The following is an 18105-nucleotide window of genomic DNA, read 5'->3' on the forward strand; positions in this document are numbered from 1 at the left end:
GATCACGATGAGCGCAGGACTACGCGAACTGCTTGACCAGGACCTCGACGAAGCGCTGGAGCGGGTGCTCGCCCCCCGGTTGTCCTCCCTGCTGGAGGCGCGCGAGCCGGGGCACTGCGCCCGTGTCACCGATATCGGCCCGGCCCTCGCCGAGCGGCTCTGCCGCAGGGTACGCACCGCCGTGAGCAACGACGCCCAGGTACATGTTCTCGGCGGTCCGCCGGATGTCTCCCCGGACGTGGCGGTCAGCAGCACCAAGCTGATCGAGCTGCGCAACCCGGCCGGCGACCGGCAACGGCCGCCGTTGCTGGTCTTCGTCCCTCCCGGCACCCGGGCCAGCGCCGAAGACTCCTTCGGCGTGGCGACCTTCGAAGAGGTCGTGCTCGGTGACGTCTATTCCAGCCTGGCTGGGCGGCTGCTCGCCGAGCTTCCCGAGAATCTGCGCCGCGGTGTGGACGATCTCTTCGACGTCCTGGCCGAGGAGCACTGGCCGTACGGTGACTCGCAGGCCTGGGCCCGCTATCTCCTCACGGTCCAGCTCAACGAGTTCGACCCGCCCGCGGCCGGGGCGGCCGTCTTCGAGCTGGGTTTGGTGCCCGATTTCGAGCTCTTCACCGACCCCCCGCAGATCCGTACCCGTGCTGTCCGTAACCTCCAGCAGATGCGGGTACTGTCTCGCGCGGAGCGGCCGGAGCGGCAGCGCGTCATCGAGCTGAACCTGACCGACCCCCCGTTCCGCGCACGCCTCGCCGAATTCGTGGTCCAGACGGGCTTGGAGAGCCCGAGGGCCTGGACACGCCGGATCGTGGTCGACCGCGCCAACTGGAAACTCGCCTTTCAGAACTGGCCGCTACGCGAGGAACGCCCTGTCGAGGCCCTGCGCATCACCGTCGGTGACCTTGACCTTCCTCGTGCGGGTGACAGACCCGAGCATGCGGGCAGTCCCGTCCTGGCCAACTTCACCGGGCAACTGTTCCTCCCCGCCGGTAAGCAGGGATTGGCGCAGCTTCCCGTCACGTTCGAGGTCACCCCGGACCCTCGCCGCGTCGCCGGCCTGACCGGGTTCACCGTCCAACTGGTGTCGGAGGAGGCCGGACCAACCGGTGTGGCGGTAACGGTCCGAGTCGGCAAGACCGCCAAAACCGCCTACAAGGCGATTCTGAAGAAGCTACGCGGTGCCGACCTGGAGCAGGGCTGGCACTACATCCGGGTTCTTCCGCAGGACGACGAGGGCATTCCCCTGCCGGTGGTGCCTTCCCGCGACGGCGTGCACGATCTCAACGAAAGTGACCGATTCCTCGTTCTCACCGACGACGAGATAGACGAGGCTCCGCCCCAGCAGCGCGTCACGAGGGAGATCGGCCTCACCCATGCCCTGCGGCGTCTGGAGTTCAAGGCCCTGGAGGAGGGCAGGGACTGGCGAGACGTGGTGTGCCGTAAGGTCACCTGGAAGAGCGAGCACGGTCCCGGACACCATGTCGTCCAGGCCGCGTTCGGGGCTCACGCCCAGATCGAGATTCCACTCGCCCCCACGCTCTCCGAGCTGGAACGGCGGATTCTCGCCAGCCCCGACCGCCTCGGGCGGCTGTGCCTGCCCATCCACACCGATCAGCCGGGGGCCGTCACCCGCGAGGAACCCACGTGGTCCGGCGCTGGAGGTGACGCGTTCGACGCCTTCGTCCAGGCACGCCGGGCGGTCTTCGGGGCGATCGGCGGTACGGAGGCGATGGTCGTCGAGGGCTGCGACCTGGCCGGTGTCCGCGTTTTCGCGCAAGCCTACGCCGAGGCGTACGGCGAACTGCTGACTCAGTACCTTCATCGCACCGAACGGGCCGATGAGAATCAGGTCGCGGGTCTGCTGCGTGAGCTTACGGCGATGCTGCAGGTCGACTGCGTCACCGTGGACTACACCGATCCGCGTGGCGCGAGAAGTGAGCTCACCCTCGTCGCGCCGACACACCCGCTCCGCCTGCTCTGGCTCGTCACCTGGGCGGAGCTGGGGCATCGATGGCTCGCCGACGCCGCTGAGAACGGAGCCGCGGTGATCGCCGCCGCAGGGCGGTCGCTGGCCGGGATGGCCCCGCTCGGTTTCCCCCTCGTCGTGCCTCGATCCGGCGGCAGGCTCGCCATCGCCGGCAGCGATCTCAACCCCTATTGGGGTGTCTGCCTTCCCACCGACATCGAAGATCCGCAAGGGGTGCTCGCAACCCTCGCCACTGCGCTCCGCCTGCCGGAACGCTGGACGAGCGACAGGTCGATTTCCGGAAAGCGGCTCGCGGACCGGGTCGAGCGATACCTGCGCCTTCATCCCTACGTCGCCACGTTGGTGATCAGCGTGGTCAACGCGGGCCGGGCCGAGCAGGTCGCGGACATGCTTGTCGAACTCCAGCGCCGCAAGGGGTTGAAGGAGATCACCTATGACGTCCGGCTCTTCGCCGGAGATCCCGAGGCCCCCGGCAACGGAGAGGCTCTGGCCCAGCTGCTACAGGGCGAGTGGAGCTCGGCCGCGGACGCGGAGCCGTTCCACACGCGTGCGGCCTCGGGGATCATTCCCAAACTGTCGGTGGCCGTACGTCCCATGGGTGAGTTCCGTTCCGCCGACGGCGAGCACTTCGCCCACATCACCCTTCTCTTCGACGCGTTCAGCGGTGAGCGGTTCGACGCCGTTCCCGAAGAGAATCATGGGTTCGCCCAGGTCCACGGACTCCAGCAGGACATGGTCGTCACCTACGTCGAAGACGAGGATCTCGTCGCCTGGCACAAGCAGCCCCGCCATGGCCGGGCCCATCCGATCAGGGGGGCCGAAGAGCTCTCCGATCTTCTCTCCTCCCTGCCCTCAACGATCTCGGCCGCCGCTTCGGCCGTGACCACGGGCCAGGTGGGAACACGTCTCACGCCGAGGATCACTCTCAGCCTCGACGTGGAGGACGGCACCCTTCTCCATCAGGCTCACCGATCCAGCGACTGGGTGATCACTGCCGACAGGACGTTGGGGGTGGAGTATTTCGACAGTCCGGGAAGCGAACGGCGCCCCGACTACATCATCGACTTCGACGCCGACGGTGCCGAGGGGCTGGGCCATCACATAGTGATCAGCTCTCGGTCGGCCGACGAGCTGAGATCCCTGCTCTCCCCGGTGATCGCACAGCATGGCTTCCAGATACACTCCCGGCACACCGCCACCTTCTTCGACCAGTTGCGCCTGCTGTCCGGACGTCTGGCGTTCAAACTCGCCTCCGCTGTTCCCACCCAGCGCACCGAGGTTCTCGGCCTGGCGCTGGCTCGTCTCTACCTTGACTACCAGGGGGTTCTGGCCGATCAGATCCTCGTCCCGCTTGACGCGCATCTGGAGTTGTACCGCGAGGCCCGTAAACGCGCCGACGAGGTGGGGGAGGCCGTCGGGCTCCAACGCACCGATCTGGCCCTGTTCGGCCTCGACGCCCGGCGGCGCACGATCACCTGCCGACTGGTCGAGGTCAAGTGTTACAGCTCGCTGGGCAATCTGTCCGCCTACCAAGAGCTCAAAGACCGCATGACGGTTCAGCTGGACCAGAGCGCGAAGGTCCTGGGTGAGCACTTCGATCCGAACCGCACCCAACCCGACCGCCCGGACCGAGTGGTACGGAACGCCGATCTGGCCGCTCTGCTGCGCCTCTACCTCGGCCGAGCCGTTCGCTATCAGACCATGCGGGCGGACGCCGCCGACGAGGCCGGGTGGCTGCTGGCACAGCTCGATCGTGGTTACCGGCTGGAGTTCACCCGGACCGGACTCGTCTTCGATCTCGGTGGGAAGGGCATATCGAGCGAATCCGAGGGAGGTATCGAGTTCCATCGGATCGGACGCGAGCTCGCCGAGGAACTCATCGAGGCCATCCCCACGGATGCGATCCTGAGCGCTGGACGGACCGCCGCGAGTCTCACCTCGGAGTCCCTGGAGCGGCTCGACCTCACCCTCCCGAGGCTCGCGGACGCCGCCTTCCGGGCTCCGGCCCGTCCGCATGAGGTGCCCGAAGAGGAGAACGCCGCTGAAGGCATCGATGATGAGCCCGAAGAACAGGGGCGGGTGCCGGTGGAGGTATCCGTACCTCCGGCGGAATCCCCCATCCCCCAGCCCGAGATTCCCGAGAGGGAGGAGCCGGCCCGGCCCGGGCCGGTGCTCAAGGAAGCCGGAACGGCCCAGTCTTCTCCCACAGGTTCGAGTTCGCCTCCCGATGTCTACCTGGGGTCGGCCAAGCCGTCGCCGCAGTATGGGATCCTCGGCGAGGTCGCGGGACGACGCATCGCGCTCGACCTCAACGAGACCCATACGATCAGCTTGTTCGGGGTGCAGGGCGGCGGCAAGAGCTACACGCTCGGCACGATCATCGAGGCCGCCTCGTTGCCGGCACCTCCTGTCAACGAGCTGCCGAGTCCACTGGCCACGATCGTCTTCCACTACAGCCCGACGCTGGACTACGCGCCGGAGTTCACCAGCATGGTCGGGCCGAACGATGACGCGGCTCAGATCGAGACGCTACGTCAGCGCTACGGCGTCGAACCTGCGGCGTTGACCGATGTGGTGATGCTGGTCCCCGAGGATCAACTGGAGCGGCGGCGCACCGAGTATCCGAACATTCACGTTCTTCCGCTGAAGTTCGGCTCCGGCGAACTGCGCGCCGAGCATTGGCGCTTCCTCATGGGAGCGATCGGTAACCAGTCCACCTACATCCGCCAACTTCAGCGGATCATGAAGGCGAACCGTAAGGACCTGAGGCTGGAGGTCATCCGTGAGGGGGTCGAGCAGTCCGCGCTCTCGGACAATCTCAAGCAGCTCGCCCTGGAGCGGCTCAAGCTGGCCGCTGAATACATTGATGACAGTGCGCGGGTGAAACAACTAGTCCGGCCCGGACGAATGATCATTGTTGACCTGCGGGACGAGTTCATCGAGAAGGATGAGGCCCTCGGTCTTTTCGTGGTTCTCATGCAGTTGTTCGCCGAGGCCCAGGGCGAGGACAGGCGATTCAACAAGCTGGTTGTGTTCGATGAGGCTCATAAATACATCGAGAGCCCCGACCTGGTGGCGGGTCTGGTGGAGAGCGTCCGTGAGATGCGGCACAAGGGAATGACCGTTCTGGTCGCCAGCCAGGACCCGCCCTCCGTCCCGATCTCGTTGATCGAGCTCTCCAATCATGTGATCCTTCACAAGTTCACATCGCCCGCCTGGCTCAGGCATCTGCAGAAGGCGAATGCCTCGCTGGTCGAACTGACTTCTTCCAAGATGGCGAACCTGACACCGGGGGAGGCGTATATATGGTCCAGCAAGGCGACCGACGCCGCGTTCACCCGAGGCGCGGTCAAGGTGCGACTGCGCCCGCGGGTCACACGTCATGGTGGAGGGACCAAGACCGCGGTCGACTGACCGGATGAGGCCTTTCCTTTCCGGAGATCTCCGTCAAAGAGATTCTCCTCGTCCGCGTGGAGCGCGCGGGGGGCTTTGGCGGAGGTCAGCGGCGGTAGACCTGGTCGCCGCCGACGAAGGTCATCGCGACCCTGGTCCGCCAGATGTCGGAGGCGGGCTCGGCGAACGGGTCGCGGTCGAGCACCACCAGGTCGGCGCGGTTGCCGGGGGTGATGGTTCCGGCCTCGTCGTCGTGGTTGATCCAGGCGGAGCCTGCGGTGTAGGCGGTCAGCGCGACGGCCAGGTCCAGGCTCTGGCCGGGCAGGAACGGGGTCTGCGCCGTGGGGTAGCCCGCGTGGACCGAGCCGCCCGGTTCGGTGCGGTTGACCGCCACGTGCATGCCCTGGATCGGGTCGGCGTCGGAGACCGGCCAGTCGCTGCCCGCGCAGAACCGGGTACCGGCGTTTCGCAGGTCGGCGAACGGATACTGCCAGCGCGAGCGCTCCTCGCCCAGGAACGGGATCGCCAGCTCGTCCATCTGGGCATTGTGGGTGGCCCAGAGCGGCTGCAGGTTGGCGGTCACGCCGAGGGCGGCGAAGCGCGGCACGTCGGACGGCTCGACGATCTGCAGGTGCGCGATGTGGTGCCGGTTGGCCGGATCGGTCCCCTCGAAGCTGTTCAGCGCCTCCCGGACCGCGCGCTCGCCGATCGCGTGGAAGTGCACCTGGAAGCCGTGCCGGTCCAGCTCGGCGACACACTCCCTCAGCAGCGCGGGTTCCACATACGACAGTCCGGTGCCGCCGCAGCGGCAGTAGGGCTCGATCACCGCGGCGGTGAAGTTCTCGGGGATGCCATCCTGCATGATCTTCACCGAGGTGGCGCGGAACCGGTCAAGCCCCTCGGCCGACCGGCGGCGCTCCACGAGATCGGGGATCTGCTCGGCGCCGCGCGTGCGGTCCCACCAGAGCGCGCCCACGACCCGCGCCTTCAGCGTTCCCCCGGCCGCCGCCGCGAGGTAGGTGGGCAGCTGGTCCGCGGAGCCCGCGTAGGAGCCGACGATGGCGTCCTGCCAGCCGGTGATCCCCAGCGAGAACAGGTGGCTCTGGGCCTCGGCCAGCGCGTCGGCCAGGTCCCGCGCCGTGGGGCGCGGGGGGAGCAGGCCCACCAGGTCCATCGCGCCCTCGTGCAGCACGCCACTCGGCGTGCCGTCGGCGTCGCGCTCGATCCGGCCGTCGCCGGGGTCGGGGGTGTCGCGGGTGATCCCGGCCAGCTCCAGCGCCCGGCTGTTCACCCAGGCGGCGTGGTGGTCGCGCTGGATGAGGTAGGCGGGCCGGTCGAGGAAGTCGAGCTGCGCGCGGTGGGGGAGACCGCCGGGGAAGGCCGCCATGTCCCAGCCTCCGCCGTCGATCCATCCGCGACCGGGGTGGGAGTCCGCGTAGGCGGCGATCCGCCCCAGATACTCCGGCAGGCCGTAGACCTCCGACAGGTCGCACCTGGCCCGCTCCAGCCCGGCCTGCACCGGATGGAGGTGGGCGTCGACGACGCCCGGGATCAGCAGGCCGCCGTCGAGGTCCACGGTCTCGTGGCCGGGGGCCGCCCGCCGTACGACGTCGGACTCCACGCCCACGGCGGCGATCCGGCCGCCGCGGACCAGCACCGCCTCGGCGAAGACGCCGGCGGACAGGAACGCCCGCCCGCCCCGGAACAGGATGTCGCTCATCCGGCCACCGCCGGAACGCCGGTCGCGCGGGACGTCTCGTGGACCGTTGGTGCGCCACGCCGGCCGCCGGGTGACACGGCCGCCGGTTCGACTGCCGGTTCGGGCACGGAGACGTCGGGGGGCTGGGTCATGGCTCTCCTCTGGGGTCGGGGACGCGAGGCGGGTGGCTCAACGCCCGGTGATGGAGTCGGCGACGCGCGCCAGGACGGAGGTCCGGCCCAGGCCGGCCTTCTCCCTGGCGTCGGCGCGGCGGTAGAGGTCGTACATGGCGTGCACGCCGATCCACCGCAGCGGCTCCACCTCCCAGCCTCGCACCTTGCGGCCCACCCACGGCAGCGAGGTCAGCTCGGTCTCCTCGCGCAGGATCAGATCGCTCAGGGTCCGGCCGGCCAGGTTGGTGGTCGTCACCCCGTGGCCGGTGTAGCCGCCGGCCCAGCCGACGCCGGTGGCGTGGTCGACGTGCACGGTGGCGCACCAGTCGCGGGGCACGCCGAGCACCCCGGACCAGGCGTGCGCCACCCTGGACCCCCCGACCGCGGGGAACATGCCGGTCAGCAGCTCCCACAGCGCCTCGATCGTCCACGCGTGGGTGTGGCCCCGGTCGTCCACCCGGGAGCCGTACAGGTAGGGCTTGCCGCGCCCGCCGAACGCGATCCGGCCGTCGGCGGTGCGCTGGGCGTACATGTAGTAGTGCGCCATGTCGCCGAGCAGCTCGCGGCCCTCCCAGCCGATCGCGTCCCACAGGCCGCCCAGCGGCTCGGTGACGATCATTGAGCTGTTCATCGGCAGCCAGGCCCGGTGGTACTGTCTCAGCCCCGCGGTGAAGCCCTCGGTGGCCCGGATGACGTAGTCGGCGCGGACCGTGCCGCAGGGCGTGCGGGCCTCGCGCGGGGCGATCTCGGTGACGGGGGTGCGCTCGAAGATCTCCACGCCGAGATCCCGTACGGCCCGGGCCAGACCGCGGACCAGTTTGGCCGGTTGGATCCGGGCGCAGTGCGGGCTCCAGATCGCGCTGACCGCGCCGTCCACCCGCAGGCGTCCCTCCCGCTCGGCGGGGTCGAGCAGCCGGATGTCCTCTTCGGTCCAGCCCCAGCGGCGCTCGTGGGCGAGCAGCCGGTGCAACCGCCGGTCCTGGGCGGTGTTGACGGCGACCGTGGTGACGCCGCCCTTGACGATGTCGGCGTCGATTCCCTCGGCCTCGGCGACGGTCACCACCTCGTCGATCGTCTCGAACATCACCCGCTGCAGCCGCTTGGCCGCGTCCACGCCGTGCGTTCCCGCGTAGCGCTCCGGGGTGCCCGCGAGCTCGCCCACCAGCCAGCCGCCGTTGCGCCCGGAGGCGCCGTAGCCGGCGAACTCCTTCTCCAGCACCACCACCCGCAGACCGGGGTCGGCCTTCTTCAGATAGTAGGCGGTCCACAGGCCGGTGTATCCGGCGCCGACGATCGCCACGTCGGCGTCACGGTCGCCACTGAGGGGTTCGCCCGCCGCCGGGAGGCCGAGGGAGCGGTACCAGAAGGAGACGTCTCCGTTGACGAAATCCCCAGCCAGGGGGACACGCATGTTCATGACCCCTCATCCTGCTATATCCGTTAATTAGAGCGCACCTCGCAACGGAAATCGTTGTGCAATCGCATTGCCGGTGATCTTCTTCAATGTAACGGCGACCTCATCCGCGCGTAGCGGCCCCGTATCAGCCGCCCGGGGCCGCGGCGGGGCCCCGCGAGTCCGGATCCGCCGTACCCGGATCCGCCGTACCCGGATTCACTGTGTCCGGGCCCGCTGTGTCCGGATTCACTGTGTCCGGATGCGCCGGGCCCGGGTCCGCGGCCGCGTCCGGTGGCGCGCCCAGGGCGTCCAGCCGGCGCTCGATCCGGTCCAGGCTCTCCTGGATGCGGTCCAGCCTCACCAGGGACGTCGCCCCCGCCGGGTAGGACTCGTCCATGGCCGGGAAGCGGTCGGAGCCGCGCCGCCCGAGCAGCGTGACCACCTGCGCGCGTACGGCTTCCGGCCGCGCGCCTCGTTTGACGAGCACCTGGGTCGCGACCCCCTGGCCCTCCCGGATCAGGCCGAGCAGGATGTGCTCGGTGCCGATGTAGGTGTGGTGCAGGTTGAGCGCCTCCCGCAGGGACAGCTCCAGCACCTTCTTGGCCCGCGGGGTGAACGGGATGTGGCCTGCCGGTGCCTTGTCTCCCCGGCCGATGATCTCCTCGACGTCGGTGCGCGCCTGCTCGCCGCCGACGCCGAAGGTCCGCAGGACGCGGCCTGCGATGCCGTCCTCCTCGCCGGTCAGGCCGAGCAGAAGATGTTCGGTGCCGATGTAGGTGTGGTTGAGCCGCCGCGCCTCCTCCTGGGCCAGGACCACGACGCGGCGGGCAGGGTCGGTGAAGCGCTCGAACACGGGGGCCTCCATGAGGGGTGTCGAGGTGCTTGAACCCACTATGCGACAGGTTGCTGGGTAAGGGGGAGGGATATTCGATATGGAATCCCGTTAAGCCCGCAACACCCTCAACGCCCTACTCGGAAAGCCCGGTGAACGGGGCCGCTGTTCACCGGGCTTTTCGGAAAACGGGGGATCAGGGCGAGGAGATGCGGCTCAGCGCGGGGGGGATCTTGGAGGCGGCGGCCTTGTCCAGCAGGAACAGCGTCCGCTGGCGGCCTCGGGCGCCCGCCGCCGGGACCTGCATCGGCCCGGAGCCCGACAGGGCCAGCCGTACGGCCCCGGCCTTCTCCTCCCCGGCGGCGATCACCCACACCTCGCGCGCGTTCTGGATGATCGGCAGCGTCAGGGTGATCCGGGTGGGCGGCGGCTTGGGGGCGCCGTGTACCGCGGCCACCGGGCGCGTGTCGTAGAGCGCCGGCATGCCGGGGAAGAGCGACGCCACGTGGCCGTCCGGGCCCATGCCGAGCATCAGGACGTCGAACGAGGGGGCCGGGCTGTGGTCCTCGGGGCGTGAGGCCCGGCGGAGCTCCTCGGCGTAGGCGTCGGCCGACTCCTCGGCGGTCATGCCCGAGTCGGGGCCGCGCATCGCGTGGACGCGGGCGGGATCCACCTCGACGTGGTCGAGCAGGGCACCGCGGGCACCGGTCTCGTTGCGTTCGGGGTGGCCGGAGGGCAGGAAGCGCTCATCCCCCCACCAGATGTCCAGGTTCCGCCAGTCGACCGCGTCGCGGGCGGGGCTGGCGGCGACCTCGGCCAGGGTGGCGACGCCGACGCCGCCGCCGGTCAGCACCAGCGAGGCCGAGCCCTTGCCCGACTGGGCGTCGACGGCTCGGGTGATCACCCTGGCGGCGGCGGCCTTGGCGAGCACGTCGGCGTCGCGGTGGACGATCACAGTGGGAACGCTCACGGGGCCTCTCTCTCAACGGTCGTGCGATGAGTTCTCGGACGAGTCCGGCGACGGGCGGAGCGCCCCGCGGCGGACCGCGGGGCGTCTGGCACGGGTCAGGCCCTGTGGGTCCTGGAGATCCGCCGGATCGCCGCCTCGTAGATCTCGTCGGGGTCCAGGCGGCGCAGTTCCTCCGAGAGGAGCTCCGACATCGGGCGCCGGGTCAGTGCCACCCGGCGGTCCGGCTGGCCGGGGCGCGACAGCGTGGCCAGATGGGCGTCGGTGCGGGTGATGGAGACGTCGCCGTCGACGGTGGACAGTTTGACGGCGGTCAGGCCGGGACCGGCGGACTCGACGACCTTTATCGGGGCGCCGAGGCGCTCGCCCAGCCAGGCCGCCAGCAGCAGGGCACTGGCGTGACCCGGCACGGCCTCCACCACGCCCCTTCTGACCTTGCCCGCCGGCTGGTCGAACGCGGCGGCCAGCAGGCTCCGCCACGACGTCAGCCGGGTCCAGGCCAGGTCGGTGTCGCCGGGCACGTAGCCGCGGATCCGGCTGGTGATCGCCTTCACCGAGTCGGCCGCCGAGCGCGCGTCGACGATGCGGCGCTGGGCGAGCATGCCGACGGAGTCCGCGGCGGGCCTGTCCGGGCAGTCGCCCGGCCACCAGACCACCACCGGGGTGTCGGTGAGCAGCAGCGGACTGATCACCGAGTCGGCGTGCTCGGTGAGCCGGCCGTACAGGCGGAGCAGGATCACCTCGCCCGGGGTGGACTCGCCGAACCGGATCTCGGCGTCGAGGCGGTTCGGCTCCTGCGGGTCGCGCGGGATGACGACGAGGATCCGGGAGGGATGCTCCCTGGCCGCCTCGGTCGCCGCCCGGACCGCGTCGTACTGGTTGCTCTCGTCGGAGACGATCACCAGGGTCAGCACCATGCCGACCGCCGGGGTGCCCATCTGGTGCCGGAGCTGGGTGAGCTGGGAGGAGATCTTCGACGCGTTCGTGCCGGTGAGCATGAAGCTCGTCATCTAAAGCCTCCTCCAGGCGCGTCCGTCGCGGTCCATCATCTCGTCGGCCGAGACCGGGCCCCAGGTGCCCGCCGGATACTCCTCCGGTGGGCCCTGGGTGGCCCAGAACTCCTCGATCGGGTCGAGGATCTTCCATGACAGCTCGACCTCGCGCTGGTGCGGGAAGAGCGGTGGGTCACCGATCAGCACGTCCAGCAGCAGCCGCTCGTAGGCCTCCGGGGAGGACTCCATGAACGACTCGCCGTAGGCGAAGTCCATCGAGACGTTCCTGACCTCCATCGCGGTGCCGGGCACCTTGGAGCCGAAGAGCACGGTGATCCCCTCGTCCGGCTGGACCCGGATGACCAGGGCGTTCTGTCCCAGTATTTCGGTGTCGTCCTTGCTGAACGGCAGGTGTGGCGCGCGCTGGAACATCACGGCGACCTCGGTCACCCGGCGGCTCAGCCGTTTGCCGGTGCGGAGGTAGAACGGGACCCCCGCCCAGCGCCGGTTGGCGATCTCCAGCTTGACGGCGGCGTAGGTCTCGGTGGTGGAGTCCGGTGAGATGCCGTCCTCCTGGGTGTAGCCGATGACCGGCTCGCCGCCCTGCCAGCCCTGTCCGTAGCGGCCGCGGGCGGTGGAGAGCTCCAGGTCCGCCGGCAGCTGCACCGCCTTGAGGACCTTCTCCTTCTCCCGGCGCAGCGAGTTGGCCTCGAAGGAGGTGGGGTCCTCCATGGCCACCAGCGCCAGCAGCTGGAGCAGGTGGTTCTGGATCACGTCGCGGGCCGCGCCGATGCCGTCGTAGTATCCCGCCCGCCCGCCGATGCCGATGTCCTCGGCCATCGTGATCTGGACGTGGTCGACGTAGCTCCGGTTCCAGATCGGTTCGAACAGGTTGTTGGCGAACCGCAGCGCCAGGATGTTCTGGACGGTCTCCTTGCCCAGATAGTGGTCGATGCGGAAGACCGAGCTCTCCGGGAAGACCGCGCTGGTGATCGCGTTAAGCTCCTGGGCGCTCTTCAGGTCGCGCCCGAAGGGCTTCTCGATCACCACCCGGCGCCAGGAGCCCTCGGGGCCGCCCGACAGGTTGGTCCGCTTGAGCTGCTCGACCACGACCGGGAAGAACTTCGGCGGCACCGACAGGTAGAAGCAGTAGTTGCCGCCGGTGCCCCGGTTCTGGTCGATCTCCTTGAGCATGGCGGCCAGCGCGTCGAACGCGCCGTCGTCGGTGAACTCGCCCGGACAGAAGAAGATGCCCTCCGACAGCTGCTTCCAGACCTCCTCGCGAAACGGCGTCCGCGCGTACTCCTTGACGGCGTCATGGGTGACCTGCGCGAAATCCTGGTCCTGCCAGTCGCGGCGGGCGAAGCCGACCAGGGAGAACCCCGGGGGCAGCAGCCCCCGGTTGGCCAGGTCGTAGATCGCCGGCAACAGCTTCTTGCGGGCCAGGTCGCCCGTCACGCCGAACAGCACCAGCACGCACGGCCCCGCCACACGCGGCAGCCGCTTGTCCCGCGGATCGCGCAGCGGGTTGGCGGCCACCACCTCCTCGGTGGTGGCCGCGGTCGCGACGGCCGAGGCCGCCGCCGCCGACTCGTCGGCGCGCGTCCCGTCGCCGCTCCGGTGCCCGTCACGCCCGCCTTCGGGGTGAGGGTCCACGGTGTGCGTCTCGGATCGCTGATCGCTCATTCAGACCTCCCGCGCGGCCTCAAGCAGACGTGTGACCCCGGCGACCCGATCGGTCAGGTGCAGTCGTACGGTGGGACGTCCCCGCCCGGCCAGCGCGTCCTGGTCTCCCAGGGCCTGCGCCAGCTGGAGCCGGCCCAGGGTGTACGGCTTGCCCGGCACCTCGACGTCGTCCTCGACCGCTCCCGTGATCAGCAGGAACACGCCGTTCTGTGGACCGCCCTTGTGATATTGACCGGTGGAGTGCAGGAACCGCGGGCCCCATCCGAAGGTGACCGGCCGGTCGGTCCGCGCCGCGAGCTCCGCGCGCAGCGTGGCCGGGTCGGCCGCCCTCCAGGCCTCGGTCATCTGCTCGAACGACGCCCCCTCAAGGTCAGGGCCGGGGACGTCGAACGCCGCGTCCCGGTCGAGATAGGCCATGACCGCGAGGTAGCCGCGCGAGGGGACGGACTCCAGCAGCCGGGTGAGGACCTCCGACAGGTCCTTGGGGGCCCGGCCGCCACCCGGCTCGCCGTACACCTCGACCGGGCCGTCGACCAGGATCGGCGTGCCGGTGGGCAGCTCCTCCACGGCCAGCAGCCTGGCGGTGTTCTCCTTGGACTCGGCCACGTTCGGCTGGTTGAAGGGGTCGATGCCGAGCACCCGCCCCGCGACCGCGGTGGCGTACTCCCACACGAGGAACTGCCCGCCCAGCGGGCCGCCGACGGTCAGCGCGCCGTCGGAGTCGATCCCGGCGACCAGTTCGTCGCCGGCGTCGCCGGGGTCGGCGCCGACGACCGGCAGGATGCCCTTGCCGTCCTTGCCGGTGGACTCGGCGATCAGCTGCTCGATCCAGTCGGGCAGGCCGTTGATCTCCGAGAGGCCGTCCTCCAGGATGAGCTTGTCGCGCCCGGAGAGCGCGGCGGCGCCCAGGGCGGCGCCCAGCTCCAGGCCCGGGTTGCCCTCGGCCCGTGCCAGCAGGGGCCGTACGGCGGCGGCGTCGTCGAGCAGCCTCTCCACGTCGGCTCCGGCCAGCGCGCTGGGCACCAGGCCGAACGCCGACAGGGCGCTGTAGCGGCCGCCCACACCGGGGTCGGCCAGGATCACCGGGTAGCCGGCCTCGGCCGCCAGCCGTTCCAGCGGGGAGCCGGGGTCGGTGACCACGACGATCCGGCCGGCCGGGTCGATCCCCGCGTCGCGGAACGCCTTCTCATAGATCCGCCGGTGACTGTCGGTCTCCACCGTGCCGCCGCTCTTGCTGGCGACCACCAGGATCGTGCGGTCCAGCCGGTCGTCCAGCGCCCGGCGCACCTGGGCGGGGTCGGTGGTGTCGAGCACGGTCAGCGGGACGTCGGCGGTGGCGGTGATGACCTCGGGGGCGAGCGAGGAGCCGCCCATGCCCGCCAGGACCACGTGGTCCAGTCCCTCGGCCCGTGCCCGCTCCACCAGCCTCCCGATCTCCGGCAGCAGCTCCCTGCTGGTCAGCGGGAGGGTGAGCCAGCCGAGGCGGATCGCGGCCTCGGGCTCGGCCTCCGGGCCCCACAGGGTGGGGTCGCCGCCTGCCAGGGCCTCGGGAACCCCCTCGGAGGCGAGCCGCGCGGCCGTCTCCGCGGCCTGCCCGGCGGTTCCCTCCTCGCCGAACGTCACGGACACCGACATGCGGTTCACGCCTTCCGTAGCTCGGAGGAGACGGTGGCCAGCAGTTCGTTCCAGGAGGCCTCGAACTTCTGCACGCCCTCCTCCTCCAGGACCCGCACCACGTCGTCGTAGTCGATGCCGGCCTCCTTGAGGGCGGCCATGGTGTTCCAGGCCTCCTCGTAGCGGGGCCGGACGGTGTCGCCGGTGAGGCGGCCGTGGTCGGCTGTGGCGTCGAGGGTCTTCTCCGGCATCGTGTTGACCGTGCCGGCCGTGACCAGTTCGTCCACGTAGAGGGTGTCGGGGTAGCTCGGGTCCTTGGTGCCGGTGGAGGCCCACAGCGGGCGCTGCGGGCGGGCTCCGGCCGCGCTCAGCGCCTGCCAGCGCGGGGAGTCGACCATGTCCTCGTAGGCGGCGAAGGCGAGGCGGGCGTTGGCGATCGCGGCCTTGCCCTTGAGCGCCACGGCCTCGGGGGTGCCGATCTCGTCCAGCCGCCTGTCGATCTCGGTGTCCACCCGGCTGACGAAGAAGGAGGCCACCGACTCGATGCCGGCCAGGTTCAGCCCGGCGGCCCTCGCCCGCTCCAGGCCCGTCAGCCAGGCGTCCATCACGGCGCGGTAGCGCTCCAGGGAGAAGATCAGTGTGACGTTGACGCTGATGCCCTCGGAGATCGCCTGGGTGATCGCGGACAGGCCCTCGACCGTGGCGGGGATCTTGATGAACAGGTTGGGCCGGTCGACCATCCACCACAGCGCGCGCGCCTCGGCGACGGTTTTGTCGGTGCTCCCGGCCAGACGCGGGTCCACCTCGATCGAGACCCGGCCGTCCACGCCGCCGGTGGCCTCGTAGACCGGTCTGAGCACGTCGGCGGCCCAGCGGATGTCGTAGGTGGTGATGGCGCGCACCGCCTCCTCGACCCCCACCTGGCGCACGGCCAGGTCGTGGAGCTGCGCCTGGTAGGCGTCGCCCTTGCTCAGCGCCGAGGCGAAGATGGTCGGGTTGGAGGTCACGCCGACCACGTGCCTGCCGCGGATCAGCGTCTCCAGGTTTCCACTGCGCAGGCGCTCCCGGCTGATGTCGTCCAGCCATATGGAGACGCCCTGACTGGAAAGACTTTTCAGGATCTCACTCATGATCAGTTTCCCGTCGTCTCGCCCTTGTCGGCCCCGGTCCGGGCGAGGCTCGCCCTGGCGGCGGTGGCCACCCGCTCGGCGGTGAGGCCGAACTGGTCGAAAAGGGTCTGGTAAGGGGCTGAGGCACCGAAGTGTTCCAGGCTTACGACCTCCCCGTCATCTCCTACGAACTCCCGCCAGCCCAGTGCGATTCCCGCCTCCACGGCGACCCGCGCTCGGACCGCGGAGGGCAGCACCGTCTGCCGGTAGGCGGTGTCCTGGGCGTGGAACCACTCCACGCACGGCATCGACACGACCCGGGTCGGGATGCCCTCCTCCTCCAGCAGGCGGCGGGCCTCGACGGCCAGCTGAACCTCGGAGCCGGTGCCGATCAGGATGACCTCGGGCTGCCCGGTGGAGGCGTCCCGCAGGACGTAGGCGCCGCGGGCGACCTTCGCCGCGTCCCCCGTGCCCTCGTAGACCGGGACGTTCTGCCGGGTCAGCGCCAGCGCGGCCGGGCGGTCGGTGTGCTCAAGCACGGTCCGCCACGCGGCGGCCGTCTCGTTGGCGTCGGCCGGGCGCACCACGTCCAGGCCCGGGATGGCGCGCAGCGCCCACAGGTGCTCGACCGGCTGGTGGGTCGGGCCGTCCTCGCCCAGGCCGATGGAGTCGTGGGTCCACACGTAGGTGACCGGCAGCCTCATCAGCGCCGCGAGCCGTACGGCGGGGCGCATGTAGTCGCTGAAGACCAGGAACGTGCCGCCGTAGGGGCGGGTGCCGTTGTGCAGTGCGATGCCGTTGAGTATGGCGCCCATGCCGTGCTCGCGGATGCCGAAGTGCAGAGTTCGGCCGTAGCGGTTCCCGGGGAACTCCTTGGTCTGGTACTCCTCGGGGATGAAGGACGGCTCGCCCTTCATCGTGGTGTTGTTGGACTCGGCCAGGTCGGCCGAGCCGCCCCACAGCTCGGGCAGCACGGGCGCCAGGCTGTTGAGCACCTCGCCGGAGGCCTTGCGGGTGGCCATGGAGGAGCCCGGCTCGAAGGCCGGCAGCGCCTCGGTCCAGCCGGGCGGCAGGAGCCGGACGGAGATGCGGTCGAACTCCGCGGCGCGCTCGGGGTTGGCGGCGCGCCAGCTCGCGAAGGCCTTGTCCCACTCGGCGCGGGCGGCGCGCGAGCGCTCCACGACGCCGCGGGCGTGCTCCAGCACCTCGGCGGGGACGTCGAAGGTCTTGGCCGGGTCCTGGCCCATGGCCACCTTGGTGGCGGCCACCTCGTCGGCGCCCAGGGCCGAGCCGTGGATCTTGCCGGTGTTCTGCTTGTTCGGCGCGGGCCAGCCGATGACGGTGCGCAGGCGGATGAACGAGGGCCTGCCGGTCTCGGCGCGGGCGGCCTCCATGGCCTGGTGCAGCGCCTCGACGTCCTCGGCGTACTCACCGTCGCGGGTCCAGTCGACGGTCTGGACGTGCCAGCCGTACGCCTCGTAGCGCTTGGTGATGTCCTCGCTCAGCGCGATCTGGGTGTCGTCCTCGATCGAGATGTGGTTGCTGTCGAAGACGACGACCAGGTTGCCCAGCCTCTGGTGGCCGGCCAGGGCGCTGACCTCGTGGCTGATGCCCTCCTCGATGTCGCCCTCGGAGGCGATGCACCAGATCGTGTGGTCGAAGGGGCTGGTGCCCTGGGCGGCCTCGGGGTCGAACAGCCCGCGCTCGCGGCGGGCGGCCATGGCCATGCCGACCGCGTTGCCGAGGCCCTGCCCGAGCGGGCCGGTGGTGGTCTCGACACCGGCGGTGTGGCCGTGCTCGGGGTGCCCGGGTGTCAGGCTGTCCCACTGGCGCAGGCTCTTCAGGTCGTCCAGCGACAGGCCGTACCCCGACAGGAAGAGCTGGATGTAGAGGGTCAGGCTGGTGTGCCCGGCCGAAAGGACGAACCTATCCCGGCCCACCCACGAGGGGTCGGACGGGTCGTGGCGCAACATTCGCTGAAAAAGCAGATAGGCGGCCGGCGCCAGGCTCATCGCGGTGCCGGGGTGACCCGACCCCGCCTTCTCTACCGCGTCCATTGCCAGTGCCCGCACGGCGTCGACCGCCCGACGGTCGAGGTCGCTCCATTCGAGGGCTGGCACGAGTTCGCTGCTCAAGTGCTCGATCTCCGGATCTAGTCGTGTGATGGTGGCGCCGGTTTGGCTTTTCCCGCCCACACCGGACCCTAACGGTTCGGCCTCGCTACCGTTGCGTAGGCCGGCAGGGGGCGAGTCCGCAGGAG

9 protein-coding genes and 1 pseudogene are annotated in these 18105 nt (G+C 70.1%); 1 reads left to right on the top strand and 9 read right to left on the bottom strand.

Features of this window, described 5'->3' with window-relative positions; translation table 11 throughout:
- The first annotated feature begins 7 nt into the window (after window positions 1-7).
- Window positions 8-5398: a hypothetical protein gene (locus tag ABZ194_RS15175; RefSeq protein ID WP_355596397.1), complete on the top strand. Its 5391-nt coding sequence runs from the start codon at window positions 8-10 to the stop codon at window positions 5396-5398.
- Window positions 5399-5483: 85 nt separating this feature from the next.
- On the opposite strand, the gene ABZ194_RS15180 is transcribed toward ABZ194_RS15175, so the two are convergent.
- The 9 genes and pseudogenes from ABZ194_RS15180 to tkt all read right to left on the bottom strand — a co-directional run bounded on the left by ABZ194_RS15180 (window position 5484) and on the right by tkt (window position 17902).
- Window positions 5484-7097, bottom strand: a complete 1614-nt coding sequence (locus ABZ194_RS15180; protein WP_355596399.1) for an amidohydrolase — start codon at window positions 7095-7097, stop codon at window positions 5484-5486.
- A 168-nt stretch (window positions 7098-7265) separates the two neighbouring features.
- Entirely contained in the window at window positions 7266-8666 is a 1401-nt protein-coding gene (locus tag ABZ194_RS15185) for an FAD-binding oxidoreductase (RefSeq protein WP_355596401.1), read from the bottom strand.
- 388 nt (window positions 8667-9054) lie between these two features.
- Window positions 9055-9498: pseudogene (locus ABZ194_RS15190) on the bottom strand (Clp protease N-terminal domain-containing protein); the annotation flags it as partial.
- 175 nt (window positions 9499-9673) lie between these two features.
- A complete protein-coding gene (pgl, locus tag ABZ194_RS15195; protein ID WP_355596403.1) occupies window positions 9674-10447 on the bottom strand; it encodes a 6-phosphogluconolactonase in 774 nt (257 codons plus the stop codon).
- Between the two features lie 95 nt (window positions 10448-10542).
- Window positions 10543-11454, bottom strand: coding sequence for a glucose-6-phosphate dehydrogenase assembly protein OpcA (locus ABZ194_RS15200; protein WP_355596406.1), 912 nt, complete (start codon window positions 11452-11454; stop codon window positions 10543-10545).
- Window positions 11455-13122: a glucose-6-phosphate dehydrogenase gene (gene zwf, locus ABZ194_RS15205; RefSeq protein WP_355596408.1), complete on the bottom strand. Its 1668-nt coding sequence runs from the start codon at window positions 13120-13122 to the stop codon at window positions 11455-11457.
- A complete protein-coding gene (locus ABZ194_RS15210) occupies window positions 13123-14757 on the bottom strand; it encodes a glucose-6-phosphate isomerase (protein WP_355596410.1) in 1635 nt (544 codons plus the stop codon).
- Between the two features lie 5 nt (window positions 14758-14762).
- Window positions 14763-15866, bottom strand: coding sequence for a transaldolase (gene tal, locus ABZ194_RS15215; RefSeq protein WP_355596412.1), 1104 nt, complete (start codon window positions 15864-15866; stop codon window positions 14763-14765).
- A 2-nt stretch (window positions 15867-15868) separates the two neighbouring features.
- Window positions 15869-17902, bottom strand: coding sequence for a transketolase (gene tkt, locus ABZ194_RS15220; protein ID WP_355596521.1), 2034 nt, complete (start codon window positions 17900-17902; stop codon window positions 15869-15871).
- Window positions 17903-18105: the final 203 nt, after the last annotated feature.

This window comes from Streptosporangium sp. NPDC006007, from assembly GCF_040614315.1.
In the GTDB taxonomy this organism is placed as follows: domain Bacteria; phylum Actinomycetota; class Actinomycetes; order Streptosporangiales; family Streptosporangiaceae; genus Streptosporangium.

Bases quoted from the DNA above. Each gene is read 5' to 3' on its own strand.
- zwf (WP_355596408.1), bottom strand. From the start codon at position 13,122: ATGAGCGATCAGCGATCCGAGACGCACACCGTGGACCCTCACCCCGAA.
- tkt (WP_355596521.1), bottom strand. From the start codon at position 17,902: ATGGACGCGGTAGAGAAGGCGGGGTCGGGTCACCCCGGCACCGCGATG.
- ABZ194_RS15200 (WP_355596406.1), bottom strand. From the start codon at position 11,454: ATGACGAGCTTCATGCTCACCGGCACGAACGCGTCGAAGATCTCCTCC.
- tal (WP_355596412.1), bottom strand. From the start codon at position 15,866: ATGAGTGAGATCCTGAAAAGTCTTTCCAGTCAGGGCGTCTCCATATGG.
- ABZ194_RS15185 (WP_355596401.1), bottom strand. From the start codon at position 8,666: ATGAACATGCGTGTCCCCCTGGCTGGGGATTTCGTCAACGGAGACGTC.
- ABZ194_RS15175 (WP_355596397.1), top strand. From the start codon at position 8: ATGAGCGCAGGACTACGCGAACTGCTTGACCAGGACCTCGACGAAGCG.
- ABZ194_RS15210 (WP_355596410.1), bottom strand. From the start codon at position 14,757: ATGTCGGTGTCCGTGACGTTCGGCGAGGAGGGAACCGCCGGGCAGGCC.
- ABZ194_RS15180 (WP_355596399.1), bottom strand. From the start codon at position 7,097: ATGAGCGACATCCTGTTCCGGGGCGGGCGGGCGTTCCTGTCCGCCGGC.